At 50.4% G+C, this 20,399-nt stretch carries 19 protein-coding genes; 1 reads left to right on the top strand and 18 read right to left on the bottom strand.

Annotated features, from left to right (window positions below; genetic code table 11):
• Window positions 1–84: 84 nt before the first annotated feature.
• The 7 genes from CHK_RS08855 to CHK_RS08825 all read right to left on the bottom strand — a co-directional run bounded on the left by CHK_RS08855 (window position 85) and on the right by CHK_RS08825 (window position 9,062).
• Window positions 85–1,182, bottom strand: a complete 1,098-nt coding sequence (locus CHK_RS08855; protein WP_052740476.1) for an autoinducer 2 ABC transporter substrate-binding protein — start codon at window positions 1,180–1,182, stop codon at window positions 85–87.
• Window positions 1,183–1,234: 52 nt separating this feature from the next.
• Window positions 1,235–2,230: an ABC transporter permease gene (locus tag CHK_RS08850; protein ID WP_046443691.1), complete on the bottom strand. Its 996-nt coding sequence runs from the start codon at window positions 2,228–2,230 to the stop codon at window positions 1,235–1,237.
• Window positions 2,231–2,252: 22 nt separating this feature from the next.
• Window positions 2,253–3,260, bottom strand: a complete 1,008-nt coding sequence (locus CHK_RS08845; RefSeq protein WP_046443690.1) for an ABC transporter permease — start codon at window positions 3,258–3,260, stop codon at window positions 2,253–2,255.
• A 24-nt stretch (window positions 3,261–3,284) separates the two neighbouring features.
• The gene (locus CHK_RS08840) at window positions 3,285–4,778 is read right to left on the bottom strand and encodes a sugar ABC transporter ATP-binding protein (RefSeq protein WP_046443689.1); all 1,494 of its coding nucleotides are present in this window, start codon (window positions 4,776–4,778) and stop codon (window positions 3,285–3,287) included.
• A gap of 79 nt (window positions 4,779–4,857) precedes the next feature.
• Window positions 4,858–6,030 carry an apurinic/apyrimidinic endonuclease family protein gene (locus CHK_RS08835; RefSeq protein WP_046443688.1) on the bottom strand — a complete coding sequence of 391 codons (1,173 nt, stop codon included), beginning with the start codon at window positions 6,028–6,030 and terminating at the stop codon, window positions 4,858–4,860.
• The gene (locus CHK_RS08830) at window positions 6,027–7,523 is read right to left on the bottom strand and encodes a rhamnulokinase (protein WP_046443687.1); all 1,497 of its coding nucleotides are present in this window, start codon (window positions 7,521–7,523) and stop codon (window positions 6,027–6,029) included. Before CHK_RS08830 ends, CHK_RS08835 begins: the two co-directional genes overlap by 4 nt.
• A gap of 603 nt (window positions 7,524–8,126) precedes the next feature.
• Entirely contained in the window at window positions 8,127–9,062 is a 936-nt protein-coding gene (locus tag CHK_RS08825; protein WP_046443686.1) for a DUF1848 domain-containing protein, read from the bottom strand.
• A gap of 236 nt (window positions 9,063–9,298) precedes the next feature.
• On the opposite strand from CHK_RS08825, the gene CHK_RS08820 reads away from it, so the two are divergent.
• Window positions 9,299–9,559, top strand: coding sequence for a GIY-YIG nuclease family protein (locus CHK_RS08820; RefSeq protein ID WP_046443685.1), 261 nt, complete (start codon window positions 9,299–9,301; stop codon window positions 9,557–9,559).
• Window positions 9,560–9,844: 285 nt separating this feature from the next.
• Here the strand turns inward: CHK_RS08820 and CHK_RS15720 are convergent, their stop codons facing one another.
• The 11 genes from CHK_RS15720 to CHK_RS08765 form a co-directional block, all read right to left on the bottom strand.
• Complete coding sequence (locus tag CHK_RS15720) at window positions 9,845–10,309, bottom strand: cell division protein SepF (RefSeq protein WP_052740475.1); 465 nt, start codon at window positions 10,307–10,309, stop codon at window positions 9,845–9,847.
• A 191-nt stretch (window positions 10,310–10,500) separates the two neighbouring features.
• Complete coding sequence (locus CHK_RS08810) at window positions 10,501–11,211, bottom strand: LytR/AlgR family response regulator transcription factor (protein WP_052740474.1); 711 nt, start codon at window positions 11,209–11,211, stop codon at window positions 10,501–10,503.
• Window positions 11,212–11,229: 18 nt separating this feature from the next.
• Entirely contained in the window at window positions 11,230–11,649 is a 420-nt protein-coding gene (locus tag CHK_RS08805; protein WP_046443684.1) for an RrF2 family transcriptional regulator, read from the bottom strand.
• 332 nt (window positions 11,650–11,981) lie between these two features.
• Window positions 11,982–13,289 (bottom strand): sensor histidine kinase, encoded by a 1,308-nt coding sequence (locus CHK_RS08800; protein WP_046443683.1) that lies wholly within the window; start codon window positions 13,287–13,289, stop codon window positions 11,982–11,984.
• Window positions 13,290–13,543: 254 nt separating this feature from the next.
• Complete coding sequence (locus CHK_RS08795) at window positions 13,544–14,788, bottom strand: sugar ABC transporter substrate-binding protein (RefSeq protein ID WP_046443682.1); 1,245 nt, start codon at window positions 14,786–14,788, stop codon at window positions 13,544–13,546.
• Between the two features lie 35 nt (window positions 14,789–14,823).
• Window positions 14,824–15,870, bottom strand: coding sequence for an ABC transporter permease (locus tag CHK_RS08790; RefSeq protein ID WP_046443681.1), 1,047 nt, complete (start codon window positions 15,868–15,870; stop codon window positions 14,824–14,826).
• Window positions 15,863–16,837, bottom strand: coding sequence for an ABC transporter permease (locus CHK_RS08785; RefSeq protein WP_052740473.1), 975 nt, complete (start codon window positions 16,835–16,837; stop codon window positions 15,863–15,865). The genes CHK_RS08790 and CHK_RS08785 overlap by 8 nt, the downstream gene beginning before the upstream one ends.
• Window positions 16,830–18,329, bottom strand: coding sequence for a sugar ABC transporter ATP-binding protein (locus CHK_RS08780; RefSeq protein ID WP_046443679.1), 1,500 nt, complete (start codon window positions 18,327–18,329; stop codon window positions 16,830–16,832). The genes CHK_RS08785 and CHK_RS08780 overlap by 8 nt, the downstream gene beginning before the upstream one ends.
• Window positions 18,330–18,485: 156 nt before the next feature.
• Window positions 18,486–18,752 (bottom strand): HPr family phosphocarrier protein, encoded by a 267-nt coding sequence (locus CHK_RS08775; RefSeq protein ID WP_046443678.1) that lies wholly within the window; start codon window positions 18,750–18,752, stop codon window positions 18,486–18,488.
• 93 nt (window positions 18,753–18,845) lie between these two features.
• The gene (locus tag CHK_RS08770; protein ID WP_082103480.1) at window positions 18,846–20,081 is read right to left on the bottom strand and encodes a PTS transporter subunit IIC; all 1,236 of its coding nucleotides are present in this window, start codon (window positions 20,079–20,081) and stop codon (window positions 18,846–18,848) included.
• On the bottom strand, window positions 20,078–20,383 hold the full coding sequence (locus CHK_RS08765) for a PTS sugar transporter subunit IIB (protein ID WP_082103479.1): 306 nt from the start codon (window positions 20,381–20,383) through the stop codon (window positions 20,078–20,080). The genes CHK_RS08770 and CHK_RS08765 overlap by 4 nt, the downstream gene beginning before the upstream one ends.
• Window positions 20,384–20,399: the final 16 nt, after the last annotated feature.

The following is a 20,399-nucleotide window of genomic DNA, read 5'->3' as shown; positions in this document are numbered from 1 at the left end:
TCAAACCTGCGGGGATTTTCACCCATACAGTGATTCGGGCGGGACCGCAGCCCGCCCGCAACCACTCATTTCATTTTTCTGCCGTTAGAATTTGCTGGAGAGTTCGTCTACGTTTTCCTTTGTGATATCAAGCGGAGGCCCTAAGATGATCGTCTTGCCATCTTCCTTGAGCTGGAGCGCGCCGACATTTGGAACGTCTACGCCGTCCTTGATCTCGCCGCCGGTTGCCGCCATATAGCCGACATAAGCCGTGAGGTAGCCAAGGTTATAGATATCCCACAGAACGCCGCAGTCTGCAGAGCCGTCTTTGATATATTCGGCTGCGTCCGCAGGCATCGCGTGGCCGACAAGCGCAACCTGATCCTGCAGGCCAAGCTCCTGGATGGCCTGCCCTGCGCCGGGAACCGTGGGCGTGCTCATGCCCATGATACCGTCAAGGTCAGGATAGGATTTCATCAGGTCAAGCGTTTTGGAATAAGCTTCCTGCTGTTTTTCATTCGTGGGGATTTTATCCGTCACGAGCTTCATGTTGGGATAGTTCTGCTCTGCCCAGTCCATACCGTACTTGATCCATGTGTTGAGGTTTTCTGCCTCGAGGCCGCCTGTGAGGATTGCGTAGGTTCCTTCGTCCTTGCCGATTGCTTCGAACAGCTTCTGGAACATATGCTCGCCAAGCTCCTGGTCGTCCGCGTTATGGATGGAATAGTCCACCGCGTCCTTTTCCGCAGCCGTATCCCAGTCAATAACCGCAATGCCCGCTTCCTTTGCCTTTTTGAGCGCCGGAGTGAGGCCTGCCGGATCGTTTGGCGCCACGCAGATTGCGTTTACGCCCTGCGCGATGTAGTCTTCCACCATTTTGAACTGCTGCGTTGCGTCCGCTTCCGTCGGCCCTGCGTAAATCACTTCAAAGCCCATATCCTCAGCACACTGCTTCGCGCCCTTTTCAGCCGCGTTGAAGTAAGGGATACCAACGAGCTTGGGCATGATAACTACCTTCACCTTGGAGCCGTCTGTTTTTGCGCCGCCGTCCGAAGAAGCAGCCGCGCCGCCATCGTCTGAAGAAGCCTGTGAAGACGAAGCCTCCGCAGGAGCTGAAGAAGCAGCCGGCTCGGCGCTGCAACCGGTGAGTACCACAGAGAACACCATGATGACGCATAACGCCCATACAACTATTTTTTTCATATTGATTCCTCCTCTGAATCTATTTTTTCTGCAGGGTTTTTCCCCGCAAATTTCATGCTTCGTTTGCCTTGATCTTTTTCAGCATATTTTTATCCTGTACTTTGGAATAGACGAAGTTGAGCGCAAGCACTGCGATCAGCAGGCAGCCCATCACGATATCCACAAAGAACCGGTTGAGTCCGAAAATGTTGAGCCCGCTCGACACAATTTGCAGCGTGAATACAGCCACCACCGTGCCAAACACCTTTCCATAGCCGCCCGCAATGCTCGCCCCGCCAAGCACCACTGCAAGAATGCTCTGCAGCAGATATGACGAGCCGTAATCCACCTTCATGGAATTGTAGCGCGCCGTCATAACGAGCGTTGCGAGGAAACAAAACACCGCGCTTAAGAGATATACCTGCATCAGCTGTTTTTTGACGTTGACGCCGGAATAACTGACTGCCGTTTCGTTGCTCCCCAGCATGTGCAGCTTTGTGCCCCAGGGCGAGCGCTCCATAACGAGCCACGCGACGATCGCAATCACAATGAAAATAATCAGTGAAATTGGTATTCCCGCCACCGTACCGTTGCCGATTACGCTGAAGCTTTCCGGGAATCCGGAGATCGCCCGTCCTTCCGTGAGATTGAGCCCAATCCCTTCAAAAAGCATCATCGTTCCAAGCGTCGCAAGGATTGGCGATACGTGAAGGTGCGCGACCAGAAAACCATTTAACAGCCCGCATCCAAGCACCATTGCAAGACCGGCCACAAGCCCCAGTACAATCGAAACCGCCGGATCTGCACCGGATGAATAAAGATTGCTGATTACAAGCGCCATGGTAATGCCGGACAGCGACGCCACGTAGGTCAGCGAGAGGTTGATGCCCCCGGTGAGGATCACCACCATCATGGCGAGCGCCATGATGCCAAGCTCCGGAATCTGGAATGCCATGGACTGCAGGTTTGTGGCCGTCAGGAAATCCCTGGGAGACAGGATGGACATCAGTATGAACGCACCGATACATACGATCAGCAGAACGCTTTCTTTTGGATTTTTCTTAAACATAATTCCCTACCTCTCCTTCCGCTTACGCCACGTCGACCTTGCGGCGGTTCTTTTCGGTGTTGTACCTGCTGATCGCGTCGATACTGACCGCGACCACGATGATGATCCCGACCACGATCTGCTGCCAGAAGGTTGGGATACGCATCAGGATCAGGCCGTTGTTCAGGATCGTCATGAACACCACGCCAAGGATCGCCCCAAATACGGAGCCGTAACCGCCCTGGATGTTGGTTCCGCCGATTACCACGGTCGCAACGACCTGTATTTCGAATCCTGCGAAGGAATTGGGATCCACCTGGCGGTAAATGGACGTGTGCACCAGCGCCGCAACTCCCGCGAGCGCGCCAAGGTACATATACAGCAGCGTCTCCGTCTTTTTGATGTTATAGCCGATGCGCTGCGCCGAATCCCGGCTACCGCCCACCGCGTAAACGCTCCTGCCAAAACGGGTGTATTTCAGAAGCGCCCAGGTGACGACCGCCACAACGATCAGGAACACCACCTGTATGGGCAGGCCGACCGGCTTTGTAACGCCGTCCACCGTGGTATTGAAAAAGCTGATTTGCCCAAAATCGATAAAATTCTGGGGGATACCTGTGATCCAGGTACCGTTCGTTGCATATTTTACGATGCCGTTTATGATGTTGAACGTGCCCAGCGTGGCTACAATAGGAGGAATCTGCAACCGCGCTACGAGCAGTCCGTTGGCGAGCCCCATCAGCGCGCCTGCGCCCACCCCCACAAGCAGCGCCAGGAAAATATTATCCGAAACCTGCATGAGGAACGTCCCCACAATACACGCGCACGCCGCGGTGACCGCGCCTACGGATACGTCGATGCCGCCGGTGAGCACCACAAGCAGCATTCCGCAGGACAGTATGCCCAGCACAACGCAGTTTTTGAGGATGTCCATCAGGTTATCCAGTCTCCAGAAAACCGGATTTACGATTGAAATAACTGCTACGATGATAATAATGATGCCCAGCAGCATTCCTTCTTTTGTCTTTAGTACTTTTTTTACATTATTCATAGTAATCACCCACAATCGTTTTGCTTACAGAATTGCTTCATTCATGATCAGTTCCTGCGTGGCGTCGTCACCATTGAACTCGGCGACGATGTGCCCTCTTCTCATGACAAGTATCCGGTCTGACACCGCCAGTATTTCCGGCAGGTCTGAAGAAATCATGATCACGCCGATTCCCTGTGCGGCAAGCTCGCGCAGGATGTTGTGGATGTCCTGCTTGGCCCCGACGTCTACGCCGTTGGTTGGCTCGTCGATCACCATTACCCTGGGATGCGTTGCTACCCATTTTGCAATTACAATCTTTTGCTGGTTCCCGCCGGACAGCTTTGACACCTGCATCTCCGGATAGGGCGGCTTTACGTTGAGCATATTGATATACTCCTTCGCCTTTTCACTTCGCTGCTTTTTATCCACGATACTGAGCTTGCCGACCAGCTGGTCCAGAATATTGATCGTTATATTTTCTTCCACATTGTTCTCGAGCACCAGCCCTTCCGTCTGCCGGCTTTCCGGCACGAACGCAAAGCCTTCCTTTACAGCCTCGCTGGAATTTGAAAACGACACCTTTTTTCCATTGAGGATGACCTGCCCGCTGTCTGCTTTCGAAAGGCCGAACAGCGTCTCGCACATTTCCGTCCGTCCCGCGCCCACAAGCCCCGTGATACCAAGTATCTCACCCTTATGCAGGGTAAAGCTGATATCCTTATAATTTCCCCTTCTGGAAAGGCTCTTTACCTCGAGCAGCGGCACGTCTGTTGCGGACGTAGTACCCGTACGCTCAAATTCCACGTTTCGGCCTACCATAAGGGATATGACCTTACGCCTGTCCATATCCCCTGTTTCGTAGGTTCCCATATACTGCCCGTCGCGCATGATCGTCATTCTGTCGGCGATCTGGAACACTTCGTCAAGCTTATGGCTGATGAAAAGCACGGCCATGCCTTTTTTCTTGAGGCCATCTATGATATCGAATAAAAGCTGTACCTCTGAGGACGAAAGCGACGAGGTCGGTTCGTCCAGAATAATGAGCTTTGCGTCGTACACGAGCGCACGCGCGATTGCTACAAGCTGTTGCTTTGCTACGGAATAGCTTCCAAGCCGCGCGTCTACGCTGATTCCTCCGCCGATTTTGTCAAGCGCCGCCTGCGCCGTTTTTTTGAGCGCCTTCCAGTTAACAGTTTTTTTCCCTTCCTCGATCACCCCGCTGATCGCGATGTTTTCCGCAACCGTCAGGTTTGGAAACAGTGAAAAATCCTGATAAGTGACCGCGATTCCCTTTTTGACCGCGGTGATTGGCGTAAGGCTCGTCACTTTTTCGGTTTCGATATAGACCTCCGAGCCCTCGTCCGGTTCGTAAGTACCCGCCAGTATTTTGATCAGCGTGGACTTCCCCGCGCCGTTCTCGCCAAGCAAAGCGTGTACTTCTCCTTTATTGATCCCAAAGGAAATATCCTGCAGCGCTTTCACGCCCGGAAACGTTTTGCTCACGTGTTTCAGACGGATCAACTCTTCCCTACTCATTCCTGAAATTCTCCTTCACCCTCGATTTAGATTTTTGAAAAGGTACCTATAAACTTTCCGGAAGGACTTCCCCTTCCTGTTATGCCTTTCTATTTTTGAGCGCTTCGGCAAGTGTGATCCCATCCCTCGGGATGAACCTGCGCCAGTACGCAAGCGTCTCGCGAAGCTGCTCGAAAATGCTGTATTTGGTCGCCATATTGGAATAAAAAAGCTCAAAGCTGAGATAAATCTTTTCTGCCGGGGGCATGATTTCATCCTCGCGGGCATAGGATTCCGCGATTGCTGAGAGCAGGCGTTCTCCAGTAATGATGCCCGTTTTATTGGCCTTTGGCGTAAATGAAACGTGCCCCGCGGTTACGCCGTCCGTCTGCTGCATATGCACGATCGGCGAATATTTTGCGAGCCTGCGGAACCACTCGTATTCGTCCGTATCCTCCGGGCCTGCAAACAGGTACCCGTATTCCTCCATGCCGGAAAGGATTTCGTCCGCGCCCCTCTCGTAATCGCCGCTCTTGCGAAAGCTTTGCCACTGCGCGTACTGCCTGTCGCTGCCCAGCCATATGCCGGGCCGCTCTTTACCAAAGCTTTCCACAAGCTGTTCACGCGTGGGCTTTTGGTATTTTGCCTGACCGATCATATGCCCCGTATCCAGCGTGACATAGGCCGGATTCCCATTCGCTTCATAGACGCGCTGTAAATACCGTTCCGTCTGTCCAATGGTAAAGGGCGGCTGGTAGGGTACGTACATTTGCTCGAAGCTTACTTCAAACCCGCCAATCTGCCGGGCATAAGCGGCTATTTCCTGCATGATGCGTATGATCTGTCCTTCGCGCTTTTTATATTCATCCGGCTGCTGCATCGCCGCCTCGGGTATCGCCCAGAAGCTAAAGCCAAGGCCCTTTGCCCCAAGGCCTTTTGCACGCCGCATCAGCTCGAATATCCAGTTTTGTTTGAGGTGCTCCGCCATACCCGCGTTGTGGTGCGCAAGGCCTATGGTACGGTAGGTTTGGTAGCCGGTGAAAAAGTTGGCGACCGTAACGCCTGTTTCCCGCTGCGCCTTTTCCACTTCCCGGAACCACTCGTCCATATAACCTTCCGTAGAGAACAACGGATCCATTTCGTTGTCCGTACTGGCCTGCACGTAGGAGAAACCGATTTCCTTTGCCACGCGCATCCATTCAGCAGGCCTTACCCAGCGCTTGATCGCAAAACAGTTATCGAGTACAAGGTATAATTCAGGCGACTGTTTCATATTGTTTTCCCCACTGCCTTCATATAACGTTCAAATAGATCGTCCCAGCCGCCGCCTTTGGCAGGATAATAATCCTTTGTGTCCGCCGAACGCGCGGCGATTTGCCTTCCCTCCTGCAGCGAGCCGATATGTCCAAGACCCTTCATCTGCATCAGCAGGTTCCCAACCGACGTTGTTTCCGCAGGCCCCGCTTTTACGTGCACGCCAATCGCATCCGCAATCCACTGGCATAAAACACTGCTTTTGGAGCCTCCGCCGACCACATGAAGCAATTCCAGTTTTTTTCCTGTGATCCGCTCAATCGCAAGGCCGCAATATTTGATGGCAAGCACAAGACTGTCGTACACGCACCGCGCGACCTCTCCCATGCCCTGCGGCACATAACCGCCGCGCTTTTTCTGGTACTCCTGTATCCGCAGCGGCATATTGGGATTTGGATGTGCAAATTCCTCCGCGTCAAGGTCGATAAACGCCCTGCCGCCCCCGGCTTTTTGCGCCGCATCGATTACCTCGTCCCATTTGAGCTTCCTGCCCGCTTCTTCGCTCCAGCGTTTGTGGCATTCCTGAATCACCCACAAGCCGGTGAAGAGGTTTACAAGATTTGTTTTGCCTTCGCAGCCGCCCTGGTTGGCAAAGCCCAGCTCAAAGGTTCTCCTGTCCCGGTGGATCGTATTCCCTTCGACGCCAAAGATCGCCCATGTTCCAAGGCTGATATACGCCCAGTCCTGCGTCTGCTCTGCGCTGACCGGCACGCCCGCCATCGCGCTTGCGGTATCGTGTGTCGCCACGGCGACAACCGGTAGCTGCGGAACCTCGTATTCACGTGCAACGCCCGGCTGTATTTCGCCAATCAGCGTACCCGGCTGCAGGATTTCCCTGCAGATATGCTGCGGCAGCCCAAGGCGCTCAAAAAACCGTTTTTCCCATTGCTTGTTTTCCTGATCCACCATCAGCGTCATGGTCGCGTTCGTATATTCATTTACTGCAACGCCTGTAAGGTTATAATTCAAAAGGTCCGGCATCATAAGCAGCCGCTCTGCCGCGCATAGCGCGCTTGCATCCTGCTGCTTTTGCGCGTACAGCTCGTAAAGGCCCATAATGTTATTGGTATTTGTGCCGCCGAGCTTAAAAATTTCGTATTCTCCAAACGTCTCGTCCAGTTCTTTTTTGTAGATATAACGCGCTTCGTCCCTGTAATTGACCGGATTTTCCAGCAGCCGTCCGCATTTGTCCAGATATCCAAAATCGCAGCCCCAGGTATCGATTCCAACCGAGCAAAGATCCCGGTGCCTTTGATATGCCGCCTTGATCCCTGTTTTGGCTTCATTCGCAAGGCGCAGCACATCCCAATAAAGGGTTCCCGCAAACCTTACCGGAATATTGTCAAATTCGTGCACAGTCTCCATTTCAAAGCTTTCGCCGTCATATTTCGCCACAATACATCTTCCGTGGCTCGCGCCAAAATCGAGCACCAGATATTTTTGTTTCGCCATTGCCGCTTCCCCCAAACAAAACGCTTTTTTGTAACCTGACTGACAGCGTACACATTTTCGTTCCCGAAAAAAGGGCAAAAAAAAACGCCTGTTCAGGCGTTTTCAATCAAAAATAAATTGATTACCATAAAATTCTGACTGAACGAAAATGTGTATTTTTGCGTTCAGATTCTGACAGTATCCTGAAGCCGCTTTTCCACAAATTCTGTGAACGTTCCCACATTTCGAATTTTTAAAACACCGGCGGTTTTTCCCTGTTTTGGGAACGCCGTATGTAAAATCGAATTCGGTTGCTTTTTATGTGTAAGAATTTTCTGGATTGTTTCCGTGTCTCTTTTTTAATACAATAATTGCATCAGGGCGCAAAGTCAAGATAATTTTTTATTTTGGAAATATATTTCGCAATTCAAATTGTAAGAAATATATTTCATCCATTGGAATTATTTCGAGAGCATGCTTTTTAAAGGCAAACGAATCGATTTTTGATATTTTGTCGTCCCGGTTCGTTAAAAACCGGCACTGATTAGGGGAACGTTCACACCAATGCGGCACGTCTGCAAAGCCGCCGAAAATATGTCCGGGGCGCAGAAATCCTGAAACCAGTCAAAAAAGCCGCATTTGCGTCTGCTTTTCCTTCCATGATTTCACCGCGCGTTCCATAACTTTATCCCCTTGCATCAGGCTTCCGCACAAAAGCGGCGAAGCGGGATCGTACTGTTTGCAGTTACGCGTTACGGCCTGCCCGGAATCATTGGCATAACAGTAAGCGCAGCCATTGCCGCAGGTGTCGTACGCGCCGATATCCACACTGGAAACACAATAGCAGTCCCCGCGCTGACCGGGATCTTTTTTCAAATGGAAGGGATACCCCGTGATACGCGAAATAAGCGCGTCGTCAATACATTTTGCGGGCGGCACGCCCGCTGCCGCAAGGTCGATGGTTCCGCACGCGGAAACCGCAATACCCTGCCCAGCCGCGATTTTGAAAAACTGCTGTGCAAGCCGGTTTTTCTGTTCCTGCGGAATCTCTCCCACGCCAAGCGCAGCCATCCGTTTTTTGATTTTGGCATACAGGTCGATAAAGCTTAGCTTACACTGCTCCGTATAGCCCGAAAGCCGCTCCGCAAGCATCGAAAAAAAATCGACATGAAACGCCTCCGTATAGGTTTCGTTGATGAGAACCGGGCTGTAACGCCAAACGGTCCGCTCCGGGCCCAGCTGCTCCGACAGGCGTTTGAACGTATCGGCAAGCTCGTTTTTTCCCGGAAGGTTGCCTTCAAATTCCCTGCCGTAGGGATTGATCGTAAACTGGACATAGTAAGGATAAGCGGCAATCCGGTCAAGTTTTTCCAGCATGGGCTTTGGATTTTTGGTCCAGAACACAATGCAGTCTACTACGTCCGGCGAAAGCGTTATCCTGCTCACCTGATGAAAGTTCATGGGATTTCGCACAAGCGCATAGCCCTCCGTTAGCCGGTTCAAAAACCAGTCAAAATAAAACCGCGGAATATCCGTGCGCCTGCTTACGCTGAGTATCATTTCCCGCCTCCTTGCCAATTTCTCTTTATTTTAGTAAACACCCCCGCCCGGCCAAAAGCAAATTAATTTTAGCAGTAAGCGCCTCCTGAGATAAACCTGATTTTTCTGTAAGCGTTTTAAACCCCCACCATGGCAGCGCATTTACGCGTCCCCGGCAAAACGGCGCTTGAGGCAGGCCTTTTATTTTGGTATGATTTGTGATAGAAAGGCCCTAAGCCGGGCCGGAACGGAGCCGAATGGAAAAGCAAAACTGCATCTATATCCTTTTGTGCGCAGACGGCACGCTGTATACCGGTTGGACAAACGACATAAGCAAAAGGCTGAACGCCCACAAAAGCGGGAACGGCGCAAAATATACCAAGGCGCGGCGGCCCGTGAAGCTTGTTTATCTGGAATGCGCCGACAGCAAGCAGGCGGCCATGCGGCGCGAATACGAAATCAAGCAGCTGTCCCGCGGCGAAAAGCTTGCGCTCATCGAACGTGCCGCGCCCCCGTAAATTCCGGGCGGTTGATTTTGCCGTGTCAAAAAGGCCACCGGGCGAGCGCATAAGATGCCGCGCCGAGGAGCTTGAGAAGCCATGACCACGTTGCGCCGCTTATGCTTGAATAGGCGGATGCAGCGCGCCGTACTCAGTTTTGATTTTTTGAACTGTACGGCGCGTCTCCGAAGGGAGGCGTTTTATGCGCCCGGCACTGAATCCTTTGTACGATATCACATACTATTTCCACAAACGGCAAAGGCCCGCACGTTTTGTGTGCGGGCCTTTGGTATTCGTTCCGTTTTAGTCAGCGACGGCAGCTTCTTCCAGGTTTGACGGGCAATCGATGTTGCCGCTGGTTTCAATAAACACATTTGCCGTCGTGGCGACGTATATGCTTTGCGATACCCTGCACAGGCTGCCCCTGAGCGCCAGCAACGCCCCGCTGACAAAATCAACGATGCGGCGCGCCGTTTCTTCCTTTGCATCGTCAAGGTTGATTACCACCTGCGTATTTTGTTCCAGGTTGCCTACAATATCATTGACCTGTTCAAAATGCTCCGGCCTGAAAATCATAATATTGGCCTCATAATCATAAAGCCTGACTATATTATCGCCGTCGCTTTTCTGCGTCTTCTTCTTTCTTTTTTTGGCAGGTTGTTTCTGTTCGTCGTAATCTTCCCGCTCCGGTTCATATGCGTAAGCTTCATCCACCGGAACGCGCTCCAGCCCGATTGCTGCAAATAATCTGTTTCCAAAGCTTCCCATTTGGCTTCTCCTTCATTGTGTTTCTTTCTCATGTTTTCCGGCAGCTCCGGCAGACCTCTTCTTTACCGGCTTGCCGCTCTGCCAACATTACATTAACCCGTCCAATGTCCGCGAAACCAAAACTTTCGAAACCCTCCGCATATTTCAGATTAAAATTTTCAGGGAGCATACGCGCCTTTTACCTTGCGGGTTCAGCTGCATGCCTCTTTTACCGCCTTCAAATATACCCTTCCGATGGGAACCTTTTCCCCGTTCGAAAGCTCTATTTCCTTCATCCCTATATTGATCCGTGCGATTTTATCCACCGATACGATATAGGAACGGTGCGCTCTTAAAAAGCCGTGATCATACAGCATGTTTTCTATCTTTCCGAAGGTGGAATAAAACTCAAAGCTGGTGTTGTCATAATATACATTGATATAGTGACCTTGTATCTCAAAATAATGGATATCCTTTACAAAAACCTTGCGTATCTCTCCCGCGCAGGAAAAGATCAGCGTTTCACGCGTTTTATTCCGGCATTTTTCAAACGCCTTCAAAAATATTTTTTCAAACTGCTCCCGGCTGGTTTCCTCTTTGACTACATAGTGGAAGGCGCCCACGTCAAACGCTTGCAGGATGACGTTATGTGAGGTCGCCGACGTTAAAAACACGATCTCGCTTTCGCTTCCGTTATCGCGAAGCCTGTTTGCCGTCTCTATGCCATTAATCCCGGGCATATCGACGTCAAGGTAAATCAGGTCCGGCTCCTCTTTTGTGTCGCTCAATTCAAACAGCATCTGCTTTCCGCTCAGATATGGGGTAATATCCAGGTCAATACGGTGTTTTTCACAGATCGTACTGAGTATGTCCGTATATAAAGTTATATTTTCCTTGCAGTCGTCACAAAATGCTACGTTCACAAGTATCTCCTTCGGTGTTTATTGTGTGCTTTTTTTACTTCCGTCAATCAGCTTCTGGATCGTCGTTTCCTCAAACTGCCTTTCCAGTTTTTCCTGTACCTCACGATAAAAGCTGTGGGTTGGGCATTCCTGCGCCGCAAAACACGAACAGAACGGCTCATGCTCCTGGCAACGCATAATCTTAAACGGTCCCTCGGTTACCTTCAAAATATCCAGAATTGTAATGTTCTCCGGTTTTTGCAGGAGGCTGTAGCCTCCCGATACCCCCATATGCCCGGTGATCAGGTTTGCGCTCCTTAATTTATTCGCCGTCGCAAGCAGCGACTTTTTCGCAATCCCTACTTTTTCAGATATCTCTCCCGCCGAAGTTACCCGTTTGGTTTTGGCGAGATACATAATAATCCTGATTGCGTAATCTGTTGTAACTGTCAACTGCATCTTTTTTCCTGCAATTCCTCTTTCATAAGCCTGGTTTGCCCATACACGGCCCTTTACAATATGCAGACCGCGCGAATGAATATAACCACACTCATATATTCATTCCTGAGTTTTCATGATAAGGTAGTTTGTACTTGATTTTAAGGAGTCAAACGGATCACTCACGCCGTATGTGTGACTTCTGTGTGATTTCTGATTTTTGGTTCGCATGCGCCAGATTTTCGGCAACACAAAAAGCCCGGCAACAATTTTTGTTGCCGGGCTTGTATTTATTGCTTCTGTTTTTGCAGGGAAACGCCCGCGTTACCTGCCAATCACACTGGTGATAATGATCAGCACCGCGGCAATGCTCCGCATTCGCCGTCCCCCTTTGGGATTGTAATCGTAACTGTTGTTCCCTGATTCCGCAGGCTGTTTACCACAACCTCTCCCCCACAGATATCCTTTACCCGTTTTGTCACATTCTCAAGGCCCAGATGGCTGCCGCCATCGTCCCTGTCTGGCACCCGGAAGCCTGCCCCGTCATCTGAAACAGTTATGACAAAGGATTCCTGCGTCTCACAGGTTGAAATCGTTACCGTCCCGCCGTCTTCCTTTTTGGTAATGCCGTGGCGCACGGCGTTTTCCACAATGGGCTGCACTGTAAGAGGCGGAATCAGGAAGCTTTGTGCCCGCAGATCATAAACCACTTTCAAAATATCTCCAAACCGTTTTTGTTCCAGGGAAAGATAGCTTTTGACCTGTATCATTTCCCGTTCAAACGGAATACACCCTTTGGCTGTGAGCGCATCGAGGTTGCCCCGCAAATAATTTGAAAATTCCACGACCGCTTCCTTCGCCTGTTCAGGCTCGATATCGCACAACTGCTTAATGGCAGCCAGCGAATTGCACAAAAAATGGGGCTGTATCTGGCTTAGCATAATAGAAACCTTTGCATCCGCAAGTTCCGCCTCCCTTTGCCGGATCCTGCGCGCCTGCTCCTCCTGAATGAACAGGAAAATGATCAAAATCGAAATTGTCGTCGCAAGGTTGAGCAATGCGATTCCATAAACAAATATCTGGATACACATTGCCGCCACCGGCAATATAATATAGGAAGAAAACGCGATAAGCTCGATTCTTTCCATGCTTTTGCGATAACGGATCAAAAGGCCCGCATTGATGCACAGCCCAACAATACCCCAAATCTGCGAAACCCAGAAGTAGCTTTCCCTGTGGTACAGGTTGTTTCCGTCAAAGCTGTAAAACATATGGTTAAACTGGGAAATAACCACAAATAGTACCGCAACCACGCACATTACCTGTACAGCCCTGAGCGGAGCATACGAAACATTTGTCTTTTGCCCGATATAATTGGTGAGATAATTGGTAAAGGCCGTGAGAAGCAGGTAGCCAAATGAAAAAACCAGAAAATTTGCTATCCGTACCATCCAGTAGTTTGCCGGATCAGGACTTCCCTTGCTCAGCCATGCCGCCGCATCGCTTGCCAGAATAACAATATTACAGATTAATATCCGCAGGAAAAGGCGGTTTTGCCTGCTCTTTGATTTTTTGCCGATCATCAGGCATATTGCGATGATCAGCGTTAGAAGGCTTCCCCATATTTCAAGCGATACGTTGATATATCCCACTGTAGTCATGCCTGCGTTACCCTATCTTTCCATGCGATTTTTTTGAATCGGCGTCAATCCCCTGTTCCATACTATACCGCCGATATATTATATCAACCAGGCCAAAAATTAACAAGCATTCCTGTGAACCGCGTATTAAAATTAGCATTGCAGGCGCTTATATCAGGCAAGCGGATTGATGAAATTTAATATCACCGCGTTTTTCACGGAATATCAAAAGGCCCGGACTAGTCCGGGCCTTTTGATTTGGTTTTATCAAATTTTTACCATTGTGCCGGCAGATAATTCTCAACGTTTTCTTTTGTGATTACGCCGGGAGTCATCAGGATTGCGGTTGGAAGCTCTTCTCCGTTAAACCACTTGGCTGCCAGCTGAACGGGCAATGCGCCGTCCTGCATGGGGGGCTGGTTGGTCGCGCAGGCAAGCTTTCCTTCTTTGACATAATTGAGCGCTGTTTCGCTGTTGTCGATCCCGCCGATAATGATATCGTCACGGCCCGCAGCTTCGCAGGCTTCTATCGCTCCGATTGCCTGGCCGGTCGTCTCTGAGGTTGCAATTACGTTCAGGTCGTCGCCGTATTTTGTAATCCAGTCGGATACGACGCGCTTAACTTCCTCAGCCTCCATGCCCGGCGTCTGGATATCAAGCAGCTTCATGTCCGGCGCAATCTTTGCAAGCTCTGTAACGACGCCGTAAGCGCGCGCATAATAAGCCGATCCTCCGGGATTGTGCGTGATGATCGCATAGCCGCCTTTGTAGCCCGCATCCTCGGCGATTTGCTGTGCAAGGAGCCTTGATTGTCCCCAATCGTCCGGCGCGCTGAAGCTGAGCAGGTACTTCATTCCTTCCGGGCTGGGCATAACGTTCGAGCCAATCACCGGAATGCCTGCCTGATAGATTTTACGCAGGTGCTGCGCGGATGTTTGCTGGTCAACAGGCAGATAGATGATCAGGTCCGGGTGTTCGTTGATCGCCTGGTCTACCATCTGCGTCTGCACGTTTACATCCCAGTTGGGGGACATCACTTCCACATCCATGCCATAAATTTCGCCTGCCTGTACGGCCGCTTCGTTATAGGCCGTATGATAAGGATGGTCGCCGTTTTTGATTACAATGATCTTTTTTCCAATACAACCATCCGCAGGGGACTCCGGCATTGTTTCTTTCTCTACGTTTGCAAAGGGATATTCGAAGTCGTACCAGTGGCCTGAATCCGTTTCCGGAAGGGAATCCGGATCTTCGGGACGCGTCGGCGGCTCAGGAATAATCGTATCGATAAACAACGGATTCCCGTCCGGCGTGGTATAACCGGAAACATCGATCGCAAGCGATTTTTCGAGGTTTGATCCTCCGTCTCCGCCAGCAGCGGCGCTTTCCCCCGCAGCGGATGAACCCGTCGCCGTGGAAGCGTCTGCCGAAGATTCTGCCGGCGACTGCTGAGCGCAGCCGGCAAACAGCGCAAGTACCATCAGCATTGCGACAACTACTAACAAAATTCTCTTCTTCATAATTTTCTCCTCATATTTTTTAGTGAACTTCACGTTCAAACTTTACTTTGCTTTGTCCGTCCGGCACGTTCCGGCAGATGTACGGCTTCCCGCATCAAATCCGGATGAGCCCCCTCCATCTTCTGCTTCTTATAGGTGTCCACCGCCTCCATCAGGATTACGACCATGAGCACCAGGCCGCTGATAAATATCTGTATTTCATATCCTGCCTTGAAGCATGTGAGCGCATTGAACAATACGGTGAGTGTAAGAACCCCGAAAAAACTGTTGAGTATGCTTCCCCTGCCCCCGGCAAGGCTTGCCCCGCCAAGCACGGTTGCCGCGATGATCGTCATAAGCGGATTGATTCCGCGTTCGCCGATGTTTGCCATCGCCGAAGCCATACTCAGTGAGAACAGCGCGCCGCCAAGGGCTGCAAACAGTCCGGATAGTGTGAATGCAACCGTAAGGTAGCGGTCTGTATTGAGCCCGGCAAACCATGCCGTCTCCTGATTGCCGCCCACCATATAAAAGCCTTTTCCCTTTGGCGTTTTTGCAATGATAATATGGAATACGATTACAAGCGCAATGGCGATCAATGCCTTCACGGGGAACAGCGGCACCACCGCGTTATCCAAAAAGTCCGCCGCTTCAAAATTTGTAGTGGAAAGTGTCGCCGCATTATTAGAGTAATAAACAAGGCCCTGCACCAGCGTCATCATTCCAAGGGTTGCGATAAAGGAATTGATCTTTGCTTTTGTGACCAGCAGGCCGTTGATCACGCCCACAAGCGCGCCTGCGCCCACTGCCGCAATGATTGAAAGCGTCCAGCTTCCTGTTTGCAGGCTGACGTAAATTGCGATATTGCCCGCAAGGTTGATCACCGAAACAATGGATAAATCAAGGTGCCCGCATATGATCACAACCGTGAAGCCGATTACGACCACTGCGTTTAAAACCATAGTCCCCAGAATATTTGTAATATTGAATTCGTTGAAAAAATTCGGCGCGATCACTGACATGACCACAAATAAGACGAGGAATATGACATAGATCCTGTTCTGGTTTACTTTTGTCCAGATATTTGATTTTGTATTAAGCATATTTTTCCTCCATCTTCTTAGCTGAGAACGAAGTGATCCAAACCACTAGGATAAATACCGCGCCGACCACAACGTCCTGTAAAAATGAATTGACTCCGAGCAGCGTCAGTATATTGTTCAACAGCCCAATCGTAAGCACGCCGCCCAAAACGCCCAGTATACTGCCCTTGCCTCCATCCAGTAAAACGCCGCTTAATACAATCGCAGTAATCGCCTTGAAGTCGTAACCTGTTCCGTAGCTGTATGCGGCTGACTTGGAAAGCGACGCAATGAAGACTCCTGTAAGCGCCGCACAAACGCTGCTGATGATAAACGTTGAGCAGATAACCCGCGTGACGTTGATCCCCGTAAACCTTGCGGCGGATTCCGCACTGCCTACCATTTTAAGTTTTGCTCCATACTTGCTGCGCGATACAATAATATGTAATACGATCAGCAAAGATACCATAATCACGACGCTGACCGGCACGATACCAAAGAGTTTTGTGCGCGAGATCGCTTCAAATCCTGAAACATCGTATTGCGTGTTTGGATAAATGTTGGTGCTGCCAAAAATGACGCGGATGAGCCCTGTTGCCACAAATGTGACTGCAAGCGTCCACACAACTGTGTTCGTCCTGAATTTTCCGATCACAAAACCATTCAGCAGGCCGATTGCCGCGCCAACTGCGAGCGCTGCGATGATGCTGACCACAAGGCCGGCCCCAAGTGTCATGATCGATACAAATCCGGCAACCGCTATTACGGAAGGCCCGGAAAGATCGACAGATTGTCCGGCATATGTAACGAGGGACATTCCCGCGGCAAGTATTCCAAGGAACGCCACCGATTCCAGTATGTTCATAATGTTCATTGCGCTGAAAAATTTGTCTGATACAAACGCGCCGACCACAAGAAGTATCACAACAATAATATATGCGCCATATTTTCCTACGAATTCCGACCGATTGATCCTGTTTTCACTCATCGTTTGCCACCCCGCCATTTGAAGCCATAAGCAGGCTTTCCTCCGTACATTCGTCTTTTCCCATGGTGCCTGTCAGCCGCCCCTGGTTTATAATCAATACCCTGTCCGATAATCCACTCAGCTCCATCATGTCGGATGAAATGACAATCGCCGCGTTTCCTTTTGCTACATACTCCCTGACAGCATTGTGAATCATCTCCTTGGCGCCTACGTCCACGCCCCTTGTCGGTTCGTCAAGAATCAGGAGCTTTGGATGGACTGCCATCCATTTGGCAAGCAGTACCTTTTGCTGGTTCCCGCCGGAAAATGTTTTTACGACCTTCTGCGGCTGGTTTGGTACAATTTTGAGCTTTTCGATGAACGCCCTGATCTCGCTGCCATATCTTTTTTTATTTACCCATTTTCTTTTGGATTGTGCCGTAACCACTGCCGAGGTGATATTATCCGCCATACTGAAACCAAGCTGCAGGCCCTGCTTTTTGCGGTCTTCCGGAAGATAGGCAATCCCCTGGCGAATGCACGACTCGTAGCTTTTGATTTCTGTTTTCCCGCCTTCGATAAAAATTTCTCCTTCATCGAGCGGATCCAGTCCGCAGATTGATTTCACAATTTCACTGCGTCCGGCTCCTGTCAGCCCGCACAGCCCCACTATTTCTTTTGCCCGGACCGAAAATGTAATATCCCTGAAAAATCCGTACCTGCTGAGCCCTTCTACGCGCAGCATTTCGTCTCCGGCATTGTTGCGGCTGGCTGCGTAGAAATCTTCAACGTCGCGGCCTACCATTTTGTGAATAATCTCGCCGGGGTTCGTATCCCGCGCGTGATACGTCCCCTCGTATTTGCCGTCCCGCATGACTGTGATGCGGTCGGAAACGGTGAATACTTCGTTGAGGAAATGAGAGATATAGATGATTGCAAGGCCATTTCGCTTTAATTCGTCGATGATCACAAAAAGCCGTTTTACTTCCTCACGCGATAGGGCCGAGGTTGGTTCGTCCATAATCAGTATCTCCGGTTCGTTGGAGAGCGCCTTTGCGATCTCTACCAGCTGCGCTTCGTGCTGGCTCAAGGAGGATACCGGGCTCGCCGGATCCACATAATCCAGCCCGACCTTCTTTAAATAACGCGCCGAGCGGTTCATCATCTCCTTTTGGTCAAGCAAAAAACCTTTTTTGGGAAGCCTGCCCACAAGAATGTTCTCCGCAATCGAGATCGGCTGCGCCAGGCTCAATTCCTGATGAATAATCTCAACGCCGTTATCCTTTGCCTTTTGCGGCGACGTCAGCCTGACTTCTTTTCCGCTGATAAAGATTTGTCCTTCATATTCTCCGTTTTCCCCTGCAATGATCTTCATCAGGGTGGATTTGCCCGCCCCGTTTTCGCCGCAGAGTGCGTGCACCTCGCCTTTCCTGACGTCAAAATTAACGTGGTTTACTGCAATCGTGCCCGGGAATGTTTTGACAATATCTTTCATGACCAATGCGTATTCCATAAAGATTCCCCTTATCCTAAATAATCCATGAATAAAAAAAGATGTGATTTTTTTGATTAGTACAAGCATAATACGTTTTGATCAATTCAAAAAGTCACAAGCATTTCATTTTTACTTTGCAATAATTTCATTCCTGGAAGTTTTGCAGAAATTGATTTAGTTTTCTTCGTTGATATGTTCAAATACCTTTGTTAATTGTTCCATGGCGATTTTTTCGTCCGGACCGTCGCAAATAAGCTCTACCGTGTGGCCTGCGCCTACGCAGAGGGAGAGGAGTTTAACCGAGCTTTTTGCGCTGACCGCGTCGCACCCGTGCTTCAGGCTGATCTCCGAACAATATTTCTGGGCTTCGGCAGCAATCACCGATACGGGCCTTGCGTGCAGGCCGACGTTATTTTTGATTTTCATCGTTTTGCAAATCATGTTTTGTCCTACCATTATCTATCGAATTTTATTGGAACCCTGCCCTGACGCTATCAGGAGACGGCGGTTTCATAACTGGCCTGCCCAAAATTCTTATGCACCTGCAAATAGACGCGCAAACCACGCGGCAAGGCCGCCCCACACGCCATACTCTGTTTCTCCAAAAGCCACTCCATAACCATCAAGCGCCTGGACTGACGACGTCATCCACATAATACTCAGGGAGATCACAAGCCCTACTGCAACGGACGATATCACAACGCCCCGCTTGCCGCCATAAGCATTTGCAAAAACGGCGGAAGAGCCGCCCGTAAAAAAGCAGCTTGCCACGCCTGGCAGCACAACGCACCGGGCCCCGGCGAGCAATGCTATGAGCATTACCGCAATCCCTGCGGCAAAGCTCAAAAGAAAGCCCCACATCCACGCGGCAGGGCAATAAGAAATCACAGCCGATGCGTCCAGCCCTTTCACTGCTTTTGGCGCAAACCTTGCCTGCAGCGCATACATAATTTGGATGATTTCAGCAAGCAGCATTCTCATGCCCAAAAACACAACCGATACAGCCGCGCCGAAGCCCACCGCATATAACAGGCAGTCAAGGCCCCAGTTTCCCTGCGTTTTTCCTGCGGCAATGCTAAAAAGCAAATAGTAAAAAAACATAACGACCGTGGAAAGCACCACGACATCCTTCATTTCAAACCGGCTTTTTTGGCCTTTTTCAAACTTCTTTTTCCCTTGAAACAGCTTTCCAAGAAGGCTTCCAAGCAAAACCCCCGTATTGCCTGAATTGGCAAAGCCAATGTCGCCGCTGCCTGTAACCCTGTGCAGGAGTGGCTGCGTCGCTTTGACCGTCAGGCAGGCGTAAACGCCCACCAGCGCCCCGCCCGTTACAATGACCGCCCAAGGCGGAAGCGGCGTTAACGTTCCGAGGATGACCGTAATAAGCAGCGAGCTATAGAGCAGGTGATGCCCTGTCAGATAGATTCCGTTCGCTTTTGTATACCGCGCCAGCAAGAGGTTCACCACGATCGCGATAAACATGACGCAAAATCCTTCGAATCCGTAATCCGCTATCAATGCGGCTCCCATGAATTCACTGTTCAAAAGCACCGATTGCGTGCCAAAGCCATTCCATATGATATCCGTAAGCGGCGAGACCGACCACATGACAATTTGTGCGCCGAATACCAGCAGCATAAACCCGATCATTGTTTTTATGGCGCCGGACAGTACGCCCGAAAACGGTTTTTTCAGCAATAACAAACCCACCACCACCACAGCGGCGGGCAGTATCGGTGGTTTTAAGATTTCAATGAACCAATCCATCATAACGTTTCATGTTCCAAATACTGCGTAAGCTTTGCCTCAATTTCCGCTTCATCGATTACGTTTTCTATTTCAACGAACTTTGCGCCAGGAGAAAGCGTCCCCTTCGTTTCAAGCCCCTGCGGGAATACATAGATATCGGCATATTCCAGCGGGGCGCTGCCAAGATCGCAGGGTGTTACCTGCGCGCTCACGCCATGCTTTGCCAATACTTTTTCTACTGTGAACTTGAGCAGGAAGCAAGTTCCAAGGCCACAGCCGCACAATGTGATGATTTTCATTCCGTTCCCTTTTCGTCGCATCATAGTTCCGGCGCCCTGT

The organism is Christensenella hongkongensis, assembly GCF_000981035.1.
GTDB classification, from domain to species: Bacteria; Bacillota; Clostridia; order Christensenellales; family Christensenellaceae; genus Christensenella; species Christensenella hongkongensis.
The sequence above is the reverse complement of the archived record's forward strand: the minus strand, read 5'-3'. Positions and strand labels throughout refer to the sequence as shown.

Bases quoted from the DNA above. Each gene is read 5' to 3' on its own strand.
- CHK_RS08855 (WP_052740476.1), bottom strand. From the start codon at position 1,182: ATGAAAAAAATAGTTGTATGGGCGTTATGCGTCATCATGGTGTTCTCT.
- CHK_RS08850 (WP_046443691.1), bottom strand. From the start codon at position 2,230: ATGTTTAAGAAAAATCCAAAAGAAAGCGTTCTGCTGATCGTATGTATC.
- CHK_RS08845 (WP_046443690.1), bottom strand. From the start codon at position 3,260: ATGAATAATGTAAAAAAAGTACTAAAGACAAAAGAAGGAATGCTGCTG.
- CHK_RS08840 (WP_046443689.1), bottom strand. From the start codon at position 4,778: ATGAGTAGGGAAGAGTTGATCCGTCTGAAACACGTGAGCAAAACGTTT.
- CHK_RS08835 (WP_046443688.1), bottom strand. From the start codon at position 6,030: ATGAAACAGTCGCCTGAATTATACCTTGTACTCGATAACTGTTTTGCG.
- CHK_RS08830 (WP_046443687.1), bottom strand. From the start codon at position 7,523: ATGGCGAAACAAAAATATCTGGTGCTCGATTTTGGCGCGAGCCACGGA.
- CHK_RS08825 (WP_046443686.1), bottom strand. From the start codon at position 9,062: ATGATACTCAGCGTAAGCAGGCGCACGGATATTCCGCGGTTTTATTTT.
- CHK_RS08820 (WP_046443685.1), top strand. From the start codon at position 9,299: ATGGAAAAGCAAAACTGCATCTATATCCTTTTGTGCGCAGACGGCACG.
- CHK_RS15720 (WP_052740475.1), bottom strand. From the start codon at position 10,309: ATGGGAAGCTTTGGAAACAGATTATTTGCAGCAATCGGGCTGGAGCGC.
- CHK_RS08805 (WP_046443684.1), bottom strand. From the start codon at position 11,649: ATGCAGTTGACAGTTACAACAGATTACGCAATCAGGATTATTATGTAT.
- CHK_RS08800 (WP_046443683.1), bottom strand. From the start codon at position 13,289: ATGACTACAGTGGGATATATCAACGTATCGCTTGAAATATGGGGAAGC.
- CHK_RS08795 (WP_046443682.1), bottom strand. From the start codon at position 14,788: ATGAAGAAGAGAATTTTGTTAGTAGTTGTCGCAATGCTGATGGTACTT.
- CHK_RS08790 (WP_046443681.1), bottom strand. From the start codon at position 15,870: ATGCTTAATACAAAATCAAATATCTGGACAAAAGTAAACCAGAACAGG.
- CHK_RS08785 (WP_052740473.1), bottom strand. From the start codon at position 16,837: ATGAGTGAAAACAGGATCAATCGGTCGGAATTCGTAGGAAAATATGGC.
- CHK_RS08780 (WP_046443679.1), bottom strand. From the start codon at position 18,329: ATGGAATACGCATTGGTCATGAAAGATATTGTCAAAACATTCCCGGGC.
- CHK_RS08775 (WP_046443678.1), bottom strand. From the start codon at position 18,752: ATGATTTGCAAAACGATGAAAATCAAAAATAACGTCGGCCTGCACGCA.
- CHK_RS08770 (WP_082103480.1), bottom strand. From the start codon at position 20,081: ATGATGGATTGGTTCATTGAAATCTTAAAACCACCGATACTGCCCGCC.
- CHK_RS08765 (WP_082103479.1), bottom strand. From the start codon at position 20,383: ATGATGCGACGAAAAGGGAACGGAATGAAAATCATCACATTGTGCGGC.